This is a genomic window from Macrococcus animalis (assembly GCF_047425875.1).
Taxonomy (GTDB): domain Bacteria; phylum Bacillota; class Bacilli; order Staphylococcales; family Staphylococcaceae; genus Macrococcoides; species Macrococcoides animalis.
The window spans coordinates 1,537,334-1,554,433 of sequence record NZ_CP179727.1 but is presented as its reverse complement, the minus strand read 5'-3'; the positions used below and the strand labels follow the sequence as shown (position 1 = coordinate 1,554,433).

Here is a 17,100-nt window from a genome sequence, read left to right as displayed (position 1 = left end):
TACTCTCATTTATTTGTCCAATATCGCAAAGCTTATCTCACAACTACATGCGATTTCACCATTTACGGTCGCTTTAGCAACACCTTTACCTAATGGACCTTTAACACGTGTCATCTCAACTTCTAACACTAATGTATCACCCGGTGTCACCTGCTTCTTAAATCTACATTTATCAATCCCAGTAAACATCGCAAGCTTACCTTGATTCTGTTCTAACTTAAGCATTGCTACTGCACCCACTTGCGCCAATGCTTCAACAATTAAAACGCCAGGCATAACAGCATACTCAGGAAAGTGTCCTTGGAAAAATGGCTCGTTGCCACTCACTTGCTTTATGCCAGTGCATTTTTTCCCATCTTCTAATTCAACAATCCTATCAATTAATAAAAATGGATAGCGATGAGGAATTATTTTTTTTATTTCGTCAAAAGTTAATATCGTTTCCATCAAGAGTCACTCCCAGTTAGTTTTAATATATGTGTCCATGTTGATGGCTTAAATATATCCATTGGAGAATGAAGTATGCTATACCCAATCATCATTCCAATCACAAATAAGATAATCATCAACAAAATAACTAAACATACTGTCACCAAAATCGGTATACGTCTATGTATCACTTCTGTACCGTTAATAACGCTCACTTTACTGTGTAACTTGCGTTCTCTCATCTCAATCACCTCTTCGGCTAGATCACTCGTATAACTATACTTCCAGGGATTCTTTCAAATCACCAGTACGTTCAATTTCTGCACCTAAACTTCTTAACTTTTGATGGAAATCAACATAACCTCTATCTAAATGATACAGTTCAGTAACTTTCGTATAACCTTCTGCGACTAGACCCGCTAATATAAGGGCAGCTGCTGAACGTAAATCTGTTGCTTTTACTTCTGCACCTTGTAGTTTACTTTGGGACACACGTGCGATACGTTTATCTACAGTGATCTTTGCATTCATTTTAGCAAATTCAGCGACATGCATAAAGCGATTCTCAAAAACAGTTTCATGCATCGTACTCTCTTTCGGTAACACTAGCATTAATGCCATCATTTGAGCTTGCATATCTGTTGGAAATCCTGGATGTGGTAATGTCTTAACGTTAATTTCTCTTAATGGTTTATCCGCACGAATACGAATGCCTGAATGATCTACATCAATAGTACATCCTGCTTCTTCTAATTTAGCAATTAGCGCCTGCATATGTTCATAAATCGCACCTTCAACATATACATCACCTTGTGTTAAAGCTGCCGCTACTAAAAATGTCCCTGCAACAATTCTATCTGGAACAATATCATGCGCAGCACCAGTTAATTCAGACACCCCATGAATCACAATACGGTCAGTTCCTGCACCCTGTACGTCAGCACCCATTTTATTTAAATAATTCGCTAGGTCTACAATTTCAGGTTCTCTCGCAACATTATCAATAATTGTCTTACCCTCTGCAAGAGATGCTGCCATCATAATATTTTGTGTGGCGCCAACACTAGGGAAATCAAAATAAATCTGCGCACCTTTCAGACGACCATTTACTTTACCAATTAAATAACCATTCGTTTGTGTAATTTCCGCTCCAAGTGCACGTAATCCTTTTAAATGTTGTTCAATTGGACGTGATCCAATTGCACACCCTCCAGGCATTGCCACTTCAGCTGAACCATAGCGCGCTAAAAGTGGTCCTAATACTAATACACTCGCCCGCATTTTGCTCACATATTCATAAGCCGCATGCGTTAATAATTCTCCACTTGCATCTACTTCAACTGTATTAACTTCTATTTTCTTATACACTTTCGCATTTAAGCCTTCTAAAACGGCTGAAATTGTATCTACATCTGATAAGTTAGGTACATTTGTGAATGTACTTTTGCCTTTAGAAGCTAATATCGCTGCTGTAATTATCGGTAACACTGCATTTTTTGCACCTTCAACTTTAACATGGCCATTTAATTTAGCGCCACCTTTTACTATAATCGTATCCATCTCTACCTCCAAATTAACATAGCTATACATCTATTCTATAATAAATACCCATGCTATAGTTAATAAAAACTTCCAGAATGCAAAAGTATAAATATTCTGTAATATTTAGTGTTTTTCTTAGTTTACTCTTAAAAAAGTATCAATATACTATTCATCTGTTTAATTAATTCTACTATTAAGTTCGTCACTAAATAGCTTAACGCCATACTAAAGAAAATAAGCAATATTTGAATATCTCGCGTTTTATTTGCTTTAAACCAATGATCCATTCTAAGTGACTGTAAACTATTAAAGCTAACTGCTGTAATCGCAATATATAAAAAGATATATGTGATTGAATATATGTTCATGATTCCACCTCAACTAAAAGTATCCACTAATTTGCATAAATGATGATATATAAGCTGCCATTACAACAATAACCGAACAAGCACTTTATAATCACTCAGTGATTTAATAAGTGTTGTCCGGTTATTACTTGGCTGCTTAACGCTTGTTTTACAGCCTCTATTTCTGAAACGGCCTTTTATCGATATTTTGCAACTTCTAATCGGTTCATTGCACGATGTAATGCACGTTCAGCACGATGGAAATCAACATTTTCAGATTTAATGCGCTCTTCAGCACGAAGTAAAGAAGCTTTTGCTCTTTCAATGTCTATTTCGTCTGCTTGTTCAGCAGATTGAACAAGTACTGTAACCTTTTCAGGACGAATTTCTGCAAATCCCTCAGTTACTGCAACATGGTCTTTATCATTACTAGAACGTGTAATACGTACGGCCCCAATTTTAAGTGGTGCGACTGTAGGAATATGACCTGCCATCACACCTAATTCACCTGATTCAGTTTGTAAAACAACTAACTCAGCTTCATTCTCTGAGTAAACTGAACCGTTAGGAGTGACGATATCTAATGCGATTTTCTTCATAGTTCCATCCTCCTAGTAATTAAACTTCTACACCCATGCCTTTAGCTTGTTCTAACACTGCTTCAATGCCACCAACTAAACGGAATGCATCTTCAGGGATGTGGTCATATTTACCATCTAAGATAGCTTTAAAGTCTTGTACAGTTTGTTCAACTGGTACGTAAGAACCTTTTTGACCTGTAAACTGTTCAGCTACGTGGAAGTTTTGAGATAAGAAGAACTGAATACGACGTGCACGGTTAACAGTCTTTTTATCGTCATCAGATAATTCATCCATACCTAGGATAGCGATGATATCTTGTAACTCACGATATTTTTGTAAAGTTGCTTGAACGCGACGAGCTACTTCATAATGCTCTTCCCCTACAACTGCAGGCGTTAACGCACGTGATGTAGACGCTAAAGGATCAACGGCTGGATAAATACCCATTTCCGTTAATTTACGCTCTAAGTTTGTTGTTGCATCTAAGTGAGCGAAAGCTGTTGCTGGCGCCGGGTCAGTATAGTCATCGGCAGGTACGAATACCGCTTGGATAGATGTTACTGATCCAACGTTAGTTGAAGTAATACGCTCTTGTAATTGACCCATTTCAGTAGCAAGTGTTGGTTGGTAACCAACGGCAGATGGCATACGACCAAGTAATGCCGAAACCTCTGAACCTGCTTGCGTGAAACGGAAAATATTGTCGATGAATAAAAGTACGTCTTGACCTTGTTCATCACGGAAGTATTCAGCCATTGTTAAACCAGATAAGGCAACACGCATACGTGCACCAGGTGGCTCGTTCATTTGTCCGAATACCATCGCTGTTTTCTTGATAACGCCTGAGTCACTCATTTCGTGGAATAAGTCATTTCCTTCACGTGTTCTTTCACCAACACCTGCGAATACTGAAATACCACCGTGCTCTTGCGCGATATTATTGATTAATTCTTGGATTAATACAGTTTTACCTACACCGGCACCACCGAATAAACCGATTTTACCACCTTTGATGTAAGGAGCTAATAAGTCTACTACTTTAATACCTGTTTCTAAGATTTCAACTTTCGTAGATAATTCTTCAAATTTAGGTGCTAAACGGTGAATTGGATCGCGACGTACGCTTGCATCTAATTCTTCACCTAAATCAATTTTTTCTCCTAATACGTTAAATACGCGACCTAAAGTTACGTCTCCAACTGGTACTGAGATTGCTGATCCAGTATCAAATACTTCTGCTCCACGTTGAACGCCATCAGTAGAACTCATAGCGATTGTACGTACAGCATCGTCACCTAAATGAAGGGCAACTTCTAACGCTAACTTCGTCGTTTTGCCTTCTTCACGTTTAATATCTAAAGTTAAGGCATTGTTTAATGCTGGTAATTGACCGTTTTCGAACTTAACGTCGATAACAGGACCCATAACTTGGATTACGTGACCTACTGCCATGTTTATTCCTCCTAAGTGTTATTCTAATGCGGCTGCTCCACCAACAATTTCAGTAATTTGTTGCGTGATTGCTGCTTGTCTCGCACGGTTATATTGTAATGATAAATCATCGATTAATTCTTTTGCATTATCTGTTGCATTTTTCATTGCAGTCATACGTGAAGCATGTTCACTTGCTTTACCATCTAAAATAGCACCATAAATTAAACTTTCCGCATATTGTGGAAGAATAACTTCTAAAATGGCATCTTGATCAGGATCGAATTCATAGTTAGATAATGAAGATTCACCAGATACTTCCTCTTTAGAAATCGGTAAAATTTTGCGTTCTTGAACTTCTTGCTCAAGTACACTAATAAAATGACTAAAATGCATATATAGTTCATCATATTCACCTGTTTCAAATCGAGAAACTGCTTTTTGGCTAATTTCTTTAATCGATTTGAATGTTGGTTGTTCAGAAAGGCCAATAATTTCACCTTCAACATTATAGTCACGAGAACGTAAGAAGTCACGTCCAACACGACCAATAACTAAAATACCATACTCAGCAGGATTATTATTATGACGTTCTTTAATTTTAGCTGTTACACTTTTTAAAATGTTCGCATTGTAAGGACCCGCAAGACCTTTATCACAAGTGATTACTAAGTAACCCGTCTTCTTAACAGGACGTTGTTGTAGCATTGGATGGTTAGAATCTGAACTATTTCCACCGATTGCTATAACTGCTTCTTGCATCTTATTCATATATGGATAGAAGCTTTTAGCATTTTCTTCAGCACGGCGTAATTTTGAGTTCGAAACCATGTGCATTGCTTTCGTAATTTGACTTGTTTTCTTAGTCGAATTAATGCGGCCTTTTATGTCTCTAAGTGAAGCCATTTTGTCACCACCTTCTGATTAATTTCCTTTAAAGATTATACTTCTGATTTTCTGAAGATTTTCTTGAATGCAGTAAATGCTTCAACAAATGTTTCGTCAGCTGGTAAGCCTTTAGTATCACGGATTTCTTGGAAGATGTGAGGTGCATTTGAACCAATCCATCCTAATAGCTCATCTTCAAAACGTGTAATATCTTCAACAGGAATATCATCTAAGTGACCTTTAGTTAATGCATAAAGAATTGTAACTTGTTTATCAACTGTTAAAGGTTTGTTTTGATCTTGTTTTAGTACTTCAACCGTACGTTTACCACGCTCTAATTTTGCTTTAGTTTGTGGGTCTAAGTCAGAACCAAATTGAGCGAATGATTCTAATTCACGGTAAGACGCTAAGTCAAGACGTAACGTACCCGCAACTTTTTTCATTGCTTTAATTTGTGCAGAACCACCTACACGAGATACTGAAAGTCCTGCGTTGATCGCTGGACGTACACCAGAGAAGAATAAATCTGACTGTAAGAAGATTTGTCCATCTGTGATTGAGATAACGTTTGTTGGAACGTATGCTGAGATATCCCCTGCTTGAGTTTCAACGAATGGTAATGCTGTAATAGAACCGCCACCTAAATCATCATTTAATTTAGCTGCACGTTCTAATAAACGACTGTGTAAGTAGAATACATCACCTGGGTAAGCTTCACGACCTGGCGGACGACGTAATAATAATGATAACTCACGATAAGCTGCTGCTTGTTTTGTTAAATCATCATATACAATTAATACGTGTTTACCATTGAACATGAATTCTTCTGCCATTGCTACACCTGCATAAGGTGCGATGTATAATAATGGAGCAGGTTGAGATGCAGACGCTGATACTACGATTGTGTAATCTAAAGCACCGTGTTGACGTAAAGTTTCTACCGCAGTACGTACAGTTGATTCTTTTTGTCCGATTGCTACGTATACACAAATCATATCTTCGTCTTTTTGGTTTAAGATTGTATCGATTGCAACTGTTGTTTTACCTGTTTGACGATCACCAATGATTAACTCACGTTGTCCACGTCCGATAGGTACTAATGCATCAATCGCTTTGATACCTGTTTGTAATGGCTCATCAACTGATTTACGATCCATAACACCTGTTGCTGGTGATTCGATTGGACGTGTTTTAGTTGTGTTAAGCGCTCCACGTCCATCAATTGGTTGCCCTAATGGGTTAACAACGCGTCCAATCAATTCTTCACCAACTGGAACTTCCATGATACGACCTGTACGTTTAACTTCGTCGCCTTCTTTAATATCTAAGTAAGGGCCTAAGATTACGACACCTACGTTATTTTCTTCTAAATTTTGTGCAAGACCTAATACACCGCTACCAAACTCGACAAGTTCCCCTGCCATAACGTTGTTTAAGCCATGTACTAATGCGATACCGTCACCAACTTGGATTACAGTACCTACATCCGTTACTGTCATACCAGACTCGTAATTAGCGATCTGTGATTTTAGTAACGCACTGATTTCTTCAGCTTTGATGGCCATTGATGTCACTCCTTATAAGAAATTATTGTTTTTGAAACGACTTACTTAATTGATTTAATTCATTAATAACTGAACCATCGTAAACAGTCGTTCCAATCGTAGCACGAATGCCACCGATTAAAGATTCGTTTATAACATTTTCGATTAATAATTTTTTATATCCTGTTTTTTCGATGAATACTTTACCTAATGTATCTAATTCTTCAGTAGATAACGCATAAACTGATTCTACTTTCATCTTTGCTTGTTCATTTGCTTTGTTATAATACTCTGCATATGCATCAACAATACCAGGAATTAATCCTAATTGTTTGCGATCAGCTAAGATGTTTAATAAATTCATCAGTGGTGCATCCACACCTTTAAACGTTTCAGCAACAAAAGCTTTACGTGCTTCATTAGATACTTTAGGATTTTCAGCGAAAGCAGAAAATGCTGTATCGTTTGATATAGCTTTATTGATTTCTAAAAGATCTGTATAAACACTTTGCTCTACACCTTGTGACTTTGCTACTTCTAACAAACTCTCTGCGTATTTATTTAAGACATTGGCCATTATTTATCGCCTGCCTCTTGAATAAATTGTTGAACAAGTTGTTTTTGATCAGTTTCGTTGATTTCTTTATTGATAACTTTTTGTGCGATTAATACAGATAATTCAGCAACGCGATCGTTGATATCTGCAATAGCACGTTGTTTTTCATTTTCAATTTCAACTTGTGCGTCACTAACGATTTTGTTAGCGCGTTTATTTGCTTCATGAATGATTTCTTCTTGTTGTGTTTTAGCTTGTGTTTTAGCATCTTCCATCATGATTGAAACTTCATTTTGTGTTTTTGCAAGTAACGCTTTGTTTTCGTCAGCGTAATGTTTTGCTTCTTCATTTTGCTTTCTTGCATTGTCAAGGTCAGCATTAATGCCTTGTTGACGTTCGTCCATGATGTTCTTTAATGGACCCCAAGCGAACTTACTAAGTAAAGCTAATAATACTAAGAATGCGAATAGAGTAAATAATGCTGTACCCCATTCCACTCCAGGTGCTGCACCGTGTGCAGCTTCGCCTAAAATTAAGAAATTCAAGTTTAACGCTCCTTTCATCGCAGTTATGCTCATAAATGAATGGCGAAATCATAGTGACTTCGCCTTAACGAGTTATATTTAAATTAACGGTTCATTACCATGAATGCTACTACTACCGCGATGATAGGAAGGGCCTCAACTAAACCTACACCGATGAACATGATAGTCATTAATGGACCACGTGCTTCTGGTTGACGTGCTACACCTTCAACTGTACGAGATACGATTAAACCGTTACCAATACCTGCTCCTAATGCTGCTAAACCGATTGCGATTGCTGCTGCTAATAAATTCATTAATAATTTCCTCCTAAAGAAATATGATAGTTTTTTTAATTTTTTATATTAATGGTCATCTGACACTTTATGTGACATATAAACCATTGATAACATTACGAAAATGTAGGCTTGAATTGACCCTACGAAAATTGAGAAACCTTGCCAAATGACTAATGGAATAAATCCACCAATTGCACCAAGTGCGCCAAACGTTGTTAAAAGTCCAGCGAGTAAACCAAGTAATACTTCACCTGCGAAAATGTTACCATAAAGACGCAGTCCAAGCGTTAATGTAGAAGAGAATTCTTCAATAATCTTGAACGGTACCATAAACCATACCGGTTGCGCAAAACTCTTGAAATAATTGCCGCTTCCGCGCATTTTGATACCATAGAAGTGCGTAAGTAGTACCATCAGCGTTGAAAGTGTTAATGTGACTGTTGGATCAGCAGTCGGTGATTTCCACCATAGAGTGTGACCATTTACAAGTGCAAATGGCAATCCTAGCATGTTTGCAACAAAAATGAATAATAACAATGTTACTGCTAAAAAATGAAAACGCCCACCCTTGTTCCAAGCCATATTACTGTTGATAATTCCTCTAGTAAAATCGAAAACCCATTCAATGAAGTTTTGTTTACCGTGCGGGCGTACACTTAAATTACGCGTACATAATATCGCAATAATAAATACGATAACCGCTGCGACAGTAATCATCAGCATTGAAGACAAATTAAAAATAATATCATGTCCTGCGAGTTTCAATGTATAGAGGGGTGATTCGTGTCCCATTTCTTCACCTCTTCCTATATGTATTATTTTTTCAAACTGTTCACACCATGAATGATAATCATTACATAGGTGAGCATTAGGCCAAGTGCGATTCCTAATAAGTGAAACGTATCAGGATATCTCACCCAGAAGAGGCATGCCATGACCGCTATTAAAAAGCGAATCCCCATACCACTTGAGATGTATAAAGCATCACTTTTAATCGCACGCGACAAGTTGTGATACCATACAAAAGTACTGATTGCAGACGCAATAGTACCAATAACTAATCCTAACACAAAATCATTATGTGTGAACATACCGATTATAAGGAATATTAAGATTAGGTATATAAAATATTGCAAGTATTGCTTAAAAAATGTCTTAAAGTCTGACATATTGGGAACTCCTTAGAAATAGTTTTCAAGCGAATGAAAACCGTTTCATTCCACATTTTATGATAATATAGTGAAAATTCCGTGTCAATGCTATGTCAAAAGTTTAGAAACATAAATTTCACGGAATGTTCACAAATTAGACATATAATTATGTTTATTTTAAAAATAATTATTTAAATTATTATTTTTGTGCTTCTACCTTAAACGGTGCCGGTTTTTCTGTTGTCAAGTCAAAATAATGTTTGATATGTTCACAAATTCTCTTAGATGTTTCACCATCTCCATATGGGTTACTTGCTTTTGACATACTTTGGTAAGTTTCATCATCTGTTAATAATACTTTTGTTAAATTATAAATATTTTCTTCTTCGATACCTGCTAATTTCAATGTACCAGCTTTAACACCTTCAGGTCTCTCCGTCGTATCACGTAATACTAAAACAGGTTTACCTAAAGATGGTGCTTCCTCTTGTACACCGCCAGAATCCGTTAAAATAAAGTGACTACGTGCCGCAAAGTTATGGAAATCAATCACATCTAATGGTTCGATAAGTTGAACACGATCATGATTTGCTAAATGTTCAGCAGCTATTTCACGTACTTTAGGATTTTTATGCATTGGATATACGACTTCGATATCTTCGAACTCATCAACAATACGTCGAATTGCACTAAAGATATTATGCATCGGTTGACCGATATTTTCACGACGGTGCGCTGTAAGTAAAATCACTTTTCTGCCGTCAGCTTTCGCTAAAATTTCAGAAACATAATCATCTTTTACCGTCGTTTTTAATGCATCAATGGCTGTATTACCTGTGATAGCAATTTTATCTGCAGGTTTATTCTCATTTAATAAATTTTGTGCGGCTTCTTCAGTTGGAGCAAAGTGAATGTCAGCTAATACCCCTGTCATTTGACGGTTCATTTCTTCTGGGAACGGAGAGTATTTTTGGAAAGTACGTAATCCTGCTTCTACGTGCCCAATTGCTACTTCGTTATAAAATGCAGCTAAACTTCCTGCAAATGTTGTTGTTGTATCACCATGAATTAAAATCATATCAGGTTCAGCTTCTTTAATTACTTCCTCTAATCCCATTACAACACGGCTAGTCACTTCAGATAACGTTTGACCAGCTTTCATAATGTTTAAATCATAATCCGGTGTAATATCGAAAATTGTTAATACTTGATCTAACATTTCTCTGTGTTGTGCTGTAACGACTACAATCGGTTCTAATTCTGGATCTTCTTTCAAAGCAAGTACAAGAGGTGCCATCTTAATCGCTTCAGGTCTTGTACCAAAAATCGTCATAATTTTTTTCATGATAATCTCCTAAATTCTTATTTTGTACCAAACAATCTATCGCCAGCATCACCTAATCCAGGAACGATGTAGCCATGATCATTTAATTTTTCATCTAATGCAGCAATGTAGATATCAACATCTGGATGTGCATCTTGTAAGAGTTTAACACCTTCAGGGGCAGCAATTAAACACATAAATCGAATTTTTGTTGCGCCACGCTTTTTAAGTGAGTTTATCGCTTCAATTGCGCTACCACCCGTTGCAAGCATCGGATCTACAACGATGAAGTCACGTTCTTCAATATCTTGTGGTAATTTCGCAAAATATTCAACAGGTTGTAAAGTTTCTGGGTCACGGTATAAACCGATATGTCCCACACGTGCTGCTGGAATTAACTTTAATATACCATCTGTCATGCCTAAGCCCGCACGTAGAATAGGCACTACCGCCATCTTCTTACCAGATAAACGCTTTGCTGTCATTTCTGTAACAGGTGTCTTTACTGTCACATCATCTAATTCTAGATCACGTGTTACTTCGTATGCCATTAACATACCTACTTCGTCTACCAATTCACGAAATTCTTTTGTGCCTGTCTTCTCTTCACGAATGTAACTTAATTTGTGTTGAATTAATGGGTGATCAAAAACATGGACTTTCGCCATAATATACCTACTCCAAACTTTAATTTATTTATTTATACAAAGGAAACTTATCTGTGATAGATTTCACTTGTTCTCTCGCTTTATTTAATACCGTCTCGTCTTCAGGGCTCGCTAATACATCAGCGATGATATTACCGATTAATTTCATTTCATCTTCTTTTAAACCACGTGTTGTTACTGCTGGCGTCCCAATACGAATACCACTTGTTACAAACGGGCTTGTTGTATCAAACGGTATTGTATTTTTGTTTGTCGTAATTCCTACAGCATCTAATGCGTGTTCTGCAACTTTACCAGTCAAATTCATCGGCGTTACATCCACACTGAACACATGATTATCTGTACCTCCACTAACGATACGTAAGCCTCGTTCAGTTAAAGTATCTGCTAAGATTCGTGCATTATTAATGACTTGTTGCTGATACTCTTTAAATTCCGGTTGTAACGCTTCTCCAAATGCAACGGCTTTTGCTGCAATAACGTGCATTAAAGGCCCACCTTGAATACCGGGGAAGATAGCTTTATCAATTGCTTTAGCATATTCAGCTTTACATAAAATCATTCCGCCACGAGGGCCACGTAACGTTTTATGCGTTGTTGTAGTTACAAAATCAGCATAAGGTACTGGATTGTCGTGAAGTCCTGTTGCAACAAGACCAGCAATATGTGCCATATCGACCATAACTAATGCCCCAACTTCATCTGCAATTGCTCTAAATTGTTTAAAATCAATTGCACGTGAATATGCAGATGCACCTGCAATAATTAACTTTGGTTTGTGTTCAATCGCTAAAGCACGTACTTTATCGTAGTTGATTGTTTCATTTTCTTTATCAACTTCGTAAGCGACGAAATTATAATCCATACCACTGAAGTTAACGTGAGAACCATGCGTTAAATGTCCACCGTGACTTAAATCCATCCCTAATACTGTGTCTCCAGGTTGAATGGCTACGCGATATACAGCCATATTCGCCTGAGAACCCGAATGAGGTTGAACGTTTGCGTGTTCTGCTCCGAATAATTCTTTAGCACGGTCTCTTGCTAAATCTTCAACGATATCAACAAACTCACAACCACCATAATAACGTTTATGTGGATAACCTTCAGCATATTTATTCGTCAATACTGATCCTTGAGCTTCCATCACGGCCTTAGAAACAAAGTTTTCAGAGGCAATCAATTCAATATTATTATTTTGTCTATTTAACTCTTGCTCCATCGCTTCAAATAATACGCTATCTTGTACTTTAATTTCTTGCATATTCATATCCCCCTAAATATTCAATTAATAATGACTTCTAGCTCCACCAATCAACTTTGGACGATGAGTTGCCATTGTCACAACAGCATCGCCTACTTTTCTTGTTGCAACTCTTACTGGAATTTGTACATGTTTAATATGCATGCCAATTAATGTTTGACCAATATCAATACCACAATCACACCTCGCATGTTCAACAACAACTGCATCAGAAAAACTTCGATATGCCAAACTACTCATACTTCCGCCTGCCTCTTTTACAGGTACAACACTAACGATATCAAATCCATAACGTTCTTGTACTTCACGTTCCATTGTAATGGCACGATTGATATGTTCGCAACCCTGGAAGCAAAAATCAACACCCGTTTCTTTATGTATACGATTAAACGCTTCAAAAAAAACTTTCGCAACTTCATCAGAACTATGTGTCCCGATACGTTCGCCAATCACTTCTGATGTTGAACATCCGACTACACATAGCGTATTCGGTTTAAAGAAATCTATTGCAACAAGTTCATCTAGGAGTGTATTAATGTTATCCATTGCACGATTCCAACTGTGTAATTTTATCAACACGTGCTTGGTGGCGCCCACCTTCAAAATTTCCGTCTAACCAAGTCTTTACGATAAGTAACATCAATCCTTCACCAATCACACGCTGACCCATCGCTAAAATGTTCGAGTTATTGTGTTCACGTGTTACTTGAGCAGTAAATACATCATGCACAAGTGCACATCGGATACCTGGTATTTTATTTGCTGCAATACTCATTCCTATACCTGTACCACAAATTAAAATTCCGCGATCATATTCTCCAGCAGCTACTGCTTGTGCAACAGGTCCAGCATAATCTGGATAGTCAACCGATTCCGTTGAAACAGGTCCAAAATCTTTAAAGGCAATACCTTCTGCCGTCAAAAATTCTATAATTTTCGCTTTGTATTCAAATCCACCATGGTCACTTGCAATCGCAATTTTCACATTATCCCTCCTCTTTAACATACTCTTTTATTATAGCTTATTTAAAAAGTGAGATAAAACATTTCTAGAATTTCTGTTCAGAATTTTTGAATTGTCTAATTTTTATCAATTTTTGTTAATAATTTTGAGATATTTTTATGTAAAGTGATGTAAGTATCGTAATATATTTCATAATCTCCACCATATGGATCTTGTACATCTTGACTTACCCCACTAACGTATTCGATTAACGTGTGGACATTGCTATGTGGATACATTGTCCGAATTGTATCGCGATGATGCTTAGTCATCGTAAGGATTAAATCCTTTTCACTATCTTCTGCTTGAAATGTTGCACTCAACGTTGCAGCTGGCAAGTTCTTTTCTTCAATAATTTGTTTCGTATAACGAGATGCAGGAATACCATCTGTCGCATATATCCCTCGTGATGAAAATGTATGTTCACTAGATAATGATTTGGCAATACTTTCAGCTAATGGACTACGACAGGTATTACCTGTACAAACAAAAACAATCTCCATCTGTCTCCCTACTTTCCTAATGTAGCTTTATTGATGCGATTCATAAGGGCATCGCTCCCTGAAATTTGCGAATAATCAGCAATATATATCCTCGTGATTTCAAGACGTTGATCTATTTCACGTAATACACTATATAAATTATGCATTGCTCCGGTAATATCTTCAAATGTTTCACTTAATGCAAAGCTCATGTCTTCACTAAAACGAGATAATTCTGACTCTGGTGCTATAATCGCTTCATTAGGTGCCAGTGTTAATGATGATATGTCTGAAACAAGTGTCATCGGGCTTTGCGGTGCATAATGTCTATATTTCATACCTGGTGCAATCGGTTGTTCAGATTGATAGTCCGCCTCAGTAATACAACCTGATGCCACGCGTTCTAAATCTCCAGCTGTAATCGCACCTGGACGTGCAATTCGAAAAGGATATGTTGTACAATCCAAAACCGTACTTTCGATTCCGACATCAACTTGGAAGCCTTCAACGATACCATAAATTTTTCCGTCCAAATCAAACTTTACGTGATCAGCTGTAGTAGGAGAAGGCTTACCACTCGTATTAGCAGAAGGTGCTGCAAGCGGCATGTAAGTTAAACGTAATATTTGGCGCGCAATTGCTTCACTCGGCATACGTACAGCCACTGATTTAAGACCTGCAGTGACAGAGCTTGCAAGGACTTGATGCTTTAAAGGTAAAATGAACGAAATAGGTCCAGGCCAAAAAGCATCCATCAATTGATGCACTACATCATGTGGTATATGAGCAAAAGCATCAATTTGCTCTGTTTCATATATGTGAACAATCAAGGGATTATCTTGGGGACGGCCTTTCGCAATGAAGATTTTATCCACAGCTTCTTTACTTAAAGCATTGGCAGCTAGGCCATAGACCGTTTCGGTTGGAATAGCAATAATTTCGTCCTGCTTAAAAGCTGTAATAATTTCCTGTACTTGTGGATATGTAGATAAGTCATCCACAAAATTACGCACATCCCATACTTTTGTTTCCATCTCTGAATCTCCTCTCTTACTTAATATTTTAATACAAAATAAAAAGTTATGCACAAATTGTGGATAACTCCTGTAATTTGTGCATAACTTATTCACACCATTCAAACCATACAATGCGATCCAAACCGTTAATATCCTGAACGATTTTTGGCGTAATGTGTGGATAAAGTTGTGCAACATATTGTTTAATCGCTTCACCTTGTGCATGTCCAATTTCAAATACGACAAGCGCATTTGGATTTAATATGTGAACCAAATCATCTAGCATACGTTTATATAATGCTAATCCGTTATCTTCAGCGAATAATGCTATATGCGGGTCATGCAACGCACTTTCATTCATTAATTTGAGTTCACTTGCAGCAATATAAGGGGGATTACTCACCAAACAATCCACTTTAATCTTATTGTCAATTAATGGTTTCAGTAAATCACCTTCTAAAAACGTAACATTTGCATTTAGCGACACTGCATTTTTGCGTGCGACAAGCAGTGCTTTCTTTGAGATATCCACAGCATAAGCATCTACCTCAGAAAGTTCTATAGCAAGTGATACAGCGATTGCACCACTACCTGTACCGATATCAACAAAAGATGTTCGATGATGCCATTTTTCAATTACGAGTTGAACGAGCTCTTCAGTCTCATTTCTCGGTACCAGTACATCAGGCGTCACTATGAACTTACGGTCATAAAACATTTGAAAGCCTGTCAAATGTGCGAGCGGAATATGCTTTGATAACTGTGTAATACCTGACAAATAGAGAGAACGTTCATCTTCTGTCAATGTTTGTTCACCAATTAATATGTCCATGTGTGATAAATCAAATAAATCCATCATCAAATATTTCGCACCGATTACAGACTCATCATGTTGTGATAGTACCCATTCACCTTGTTTAATTAAATCTTGTATATTATAGTATGCCATCATTTAACGCTTCTAATTTAGAAGTTTGTTCCGCAATAGTTAATGCATCGATCACTTCCGCTAATTTACCTTCAACTATTTGATCTAACTTTTGAATCGTCAAACCAATGCGGTGGTCAGTTACACGGTTTTGTGGGTAATTGTATGTTCTAATACGTTCAGAACGGTCACCTGTACCTACCGCCGATTTACGTTGTTCAGAATATTTTGCTTGTTCTTCTTGTAGCTTTTGGTCAAAGACACGCGTTTTAAGTAATTTTAAAGCTTTTTCACGGTTTTTAATTTGAGATTTCTCAGAAGAAGTTGCCACAATTCCTGTTGGAATATGCGTAATACGTACAGCAGAGTCAGTCGTATTAACATGCTGTCCACCCGAACCAGATGAACGGTACGTTTCAATACGTAAGTCTTCTTGTCGAATATCAATCTCAACATCTTCAACTTCCGGTAACACGGCAACTGTTGCTGTAGATGTATGTATTCGCCCACCACTTTCTGTAGTCGGGATACGTTGTACACGATGTGCACCGTTTTCAAATTTCAACTTACTGTATGCGCCTTTACCGATGATTGTGAAACTAATTTCTTTAAATCCACCATGGTCCGCTTCATTTGTTTCCATGACTTCAATCTTCCAACCTTGTTCTTCAGAGAACCTAGAATACATACGGAATAAGTCTCCTGCGAAAATATTCGCTTCATCTCCACCTGCTGCTCCTCGAATCTCCATTACAACGTTTTTATCGTCCATTGGATCTTTTGGAATCAACAATAATTTCATTTTTTCTTCTAATACAGGAATTTGTGGTTTCAACTCATTGATTTCTTCTTTAATCATCTCTTGTTCGTCAGCATCACTTGCTTCACTCATCATCTCTAAGGCTTCTTCAAGTTGTTGTTTCACTTCTTTATATTCTCTAAAAACTTCAACTGTTTCTTGAAGGTCCGCTTGCTCTTTAGAGTACTCTCTTAATTTATCTGTATCACTGACGATATCTGGATCACTTAATAATTCATTTAATTGTTCATAACGTTGTTCTACGATTTCTAATTGATCAAACATATAATTACTCCTTTTATAATTGATTTTATGTAAATTGA

The 17,100-nt window shown here is 37.2% G+C and carries 22 protein-coding genes; all 22 read right to left on the bottom strand.

Features of this window, described 5'->3' with window-relative positions:
• Positions 1–9: 9 nt before the first annotated feature.
• The 22 genes from fabZ to prfA all read right to left on the bottom strand — a co-directional run bounded on the left by fabZ (position 10) and on the right by prfA (position 17,062).
• Positions 10–447, bottom strand: a complete 438-nt coding sequence (gene fabZ, locus ACMGE9_RS08115) for a 3-hydroxyacyl-ACP dehydratase FabZ (protein WP_414042303.1) — start codon at positions 445–447, stop codon at positions 10–12.
• Positions 447–671, bottom strand: a complete 225-nt coding sequence (locus tag ACMGE9_RS08110) for a DNA-directed RNA polymerase subunit beta (RefSeq protein ID WP_414042302.1) — start codon at positions 669–671, stop codon at positions 447–449. Before ACMGE9_RS08110 ends, fabZ begins: the two co-directional genes overlap by 1 nt.
• Positions 672–705: 34 nt before the next feature.
• Positions 706–1,989 (bottom strand): UDP-N-acetylglucosamine 1-carboxyvinyltransferase, encoded by a 1,284-nt coding sequence (gene murA / locus ACMGE9_RS08105; RefSeq protein ID WP_414042301.1) that lies wholly within the window; start codon positions 1,987–1,989, stop codon positions 706–708.
• A gap of 128 nt (positions 1,990–2,117) precedes the next feature.
• On the bottom strand, positions 2,118–2,339 hold the full coding sequence (locus ACMGE9_RS08100; RefSeq protein ID WP_414042300.1) for a DUF1146 family protein: 222 nt from the start codon (positions 2,337–2,339) through the stop codon (positions 2,118–2,120).
• Positions 2,340–2,515: 176 nt separating this feature from the next.
• Positions 2,516–2,917 (bottom strand): F0F1 ATP synthase subunit epsilon, encoded by a 402-nt coding sequence (locus ACMGE9_RS08095; protein ID WP_414042299.1) that lies wholly within the window; start codon positions 2,915–2,917, stop codon positions 2,516–2,518.
• 19 nt (positions 2,918–2,936) lie between these two features.
• On the bottom strand, positions 2,937–4,352 hold the full coding sequence (atpD, locus tag ACMGE9_RS08090; RefSeq protein ID WP_414042298.1) for a F0F1 ATP synthase subunit beta: 1,416 nt from the start codon (positions 4,350–4,352) through the stop codon (positions 2,937–2,939).
• 18 nt (positions 4,353–4,370) lie between these two features.
• Positions 4,371–5,237 carry an ATP synthase F1 subunit gamma gene (gene atpG / locus ACMGE9_RS08085; RefSeq protein WP_414042297.1) on the bottom strand — a complete coding sequence of 289 codons (867 nt, stop codon included), beginning with the start codon at positions 5,235–5,237 and terminating at the stop codon, positions 4,371–4,373.
• Positions 5,238–5,272: 35 nt separating this feature from the next.
• Positions 5,273–6,784: a F0F1 ATP synthase subunit alpha gene (gene atpA / locus ACMGE9_RS08080; protein ID WP_414042296.1), complete on the bottom strand. Its 1,512-nt coding sequence runs from the start codon at positions 6,782–6,784 to the stop codon at positions 5,273–5,275.
• Positions 6,785–6,806: 22 nt separating this feature from the next.
• Positions 6,807–7,340 carry an ATP synthase F1 subunit delta gene (gene atpH / locus ACMGE9_RS08075; RefSeq protein ID WP_414042295.1) on the bottom strand — a complete coding sequence of 178 codons (534 nt, stop codon included), beginning with the start codon at positions 7,338–7,340 and terminating at the stop codon, positions 6,807–6,809.
• Positions 7,340–7,882 carry a F0F1 ATP synthase subunit B gene (locus ACMGE9_RS08070; RefSeq protein ID WP_414042294.1) on the bottom strand — a complete coding sequence of 181 codons (543 nt, stop codon included), beginning with the start codon at positions 7,880–7,882 and terminating at the stop codon, positions 7,340–7,342. Before ACMGE9_RS08070 ends, atpH begins: the two co-directional genes overlap by 1 nt.
• A 65-nt stretch (positions 7,883–7,947) precedes the next feature.
• A complete protein-coding gene (gene atpE, locus ACMGE9_RS08065) occupies positions 7,948–8,160 on the bottom strand; it encodes a F0F1 ATP synthase subunit C (protein WP_041636195.1) in 213 nt (70 codons plus the stop codon).
• 48 nt (positions 8,161–8,208) lie between these two features.
• Positions 8,209–8,934 carry a F0F1 ATP synthase subunit A gene (gene atpB, locus ACMGE9_RS08060; RefSeq protein WP_414042293.1) on the bottom strand — a complete coding sequence of 242 codons (726 nt, stop codon included), beginning with the start codon at positions 8,932–8,934 and terminating at the stop codon, positions 8,209–8,211.
• 23 nt (positions 8,935–8,957) lie between these two features.
• Positions 8,958–9,311: an ATP synthase subunit I gene (locus tag ACMGE9_RS08055; RefSeq protein ID WP_414042292.1), complete on the bottom strand. Its 354-nt coding sequence runs from the start codon at positions 9,309–9,311 to the stop codon at positions 8,958–8,960.
• Positions 9,312–9,492: 181 nt separating this feature from the next.
• Positions 9,493–10,638, bottom strand: coding sequence for a non-hydrolyzing UDP-N-acetylglucosamine 2-epimerase (gene wecB, locus ACMGE9_RS08050; RefSeq protein ID WP_414042291.1), 1,146 nt, complete (start codon positions 10,636–10,638; stop codon positions 9,493–9,495).
• 17 nt (positions 10,639–10,655) lie between these two features.
• Positions 10,656–11,285, bottom strand: coding sequence for a uracil phosphoribosyltransferase (gene upp / locus ACMGE9_RS08045; protein ID WP_414042290.1), 630 nt, complete (start codon positions 11,283–11,285; stop codon positions 10,656–10,658).
• A 28-nt stretch (positions 11,286–11,313) separates the two neighbouring features.
• Positions 11,314–12,549: a serine hydroxymethyltransferase gene (gene glyA, locus ACMGE9_RS08040; protein ID WP_414042289.1), complete on the bottom strand. Its 1,236-nt coding sequence runs from the start codon at positions 12,547–12,549 to the stop codon at positions 11,314–11,316.
• Positions 12,550–12,573: 24 nt separating this feature from the next.
• Positions 12,574–13,095 carry a TIGR01440 family protein gene (locus ACMGE9_RS08035; protein WP_414042288.1) on the bottom strand — a complete coding sequence of 174 codons (522 nt, stop codon included), beginning with the start codon at positions 13,093–13,095 and terminating at the stop codon, positions 12,574–12,576.
• Complete coding sequence (gene rpiB, locus ACMGE9_RS08030; RefSeq protein WP_414042287.1) at positions 13,088–13,534, bottom strand: ribose 5-phosphate isomerase B; 447 nt, start codon at positions 13,532–13,534, stop codon at positions 13,088–13,090. The genes ACMGE9_RS08035 and rpiB overlap by 8 nt, the downstream gene beginning before the upstream one ends.
• Before the next feature lie 95 nt (positions 13,535–13,629).
• Entirely contained in the window at positions 13,630–14,055 is a 426-nt protein-coding gene (locus ACMGE9_RS08025) for a low molecular weight protein arginine phosphatase (RefSeq protein ID WP_414042286.1), read from the bottom strand.
• Between the two features lie 8 nt (positions 14,056–14,063).
• Complete coding sequence (locus tag ACMGE9_RS08020; protein ID WP_414042285.1) at positions 14,064–15,068, bottom strand: L-threonylcarbamoyladenylate synthase; 1,005 nt, start codon at positions 15,066–15,068, stop codon at positions 14,064–14,066.
• Positions 15,069–15,156: 88 nt separating this feature from the next.
• The gene (gene prmC / locus ACMGE9_RS08015; protein WP_414042284.1) at positions 15,157–16,002 is read right to left on the bottom strand and encodes a peptide chain release factor N(5)-glutamine methyltransferase; all 846 of its coding nucleotides are present in this window, start codon (positions 16,000–16,002) and stop codon (positions 15,157–15,159) included.
• Positions 15,986–17,062 (bottom strand): peptide chain release factor 1, encoded by a 1,077-nt coding sequence (gene prfA, locus ACMGE9_RS08010; protein ID WP_414042283.1) that lies wholly within the window; start codon positions 17,060–17,062, stop codon positions 15,986–15,988. The genes prmC and prfA overlap by 17 nt, the downstream gene beginning before the upstream one ends.
• Positions 17,063–17,100: the final 38 nt, after the last annotated feature.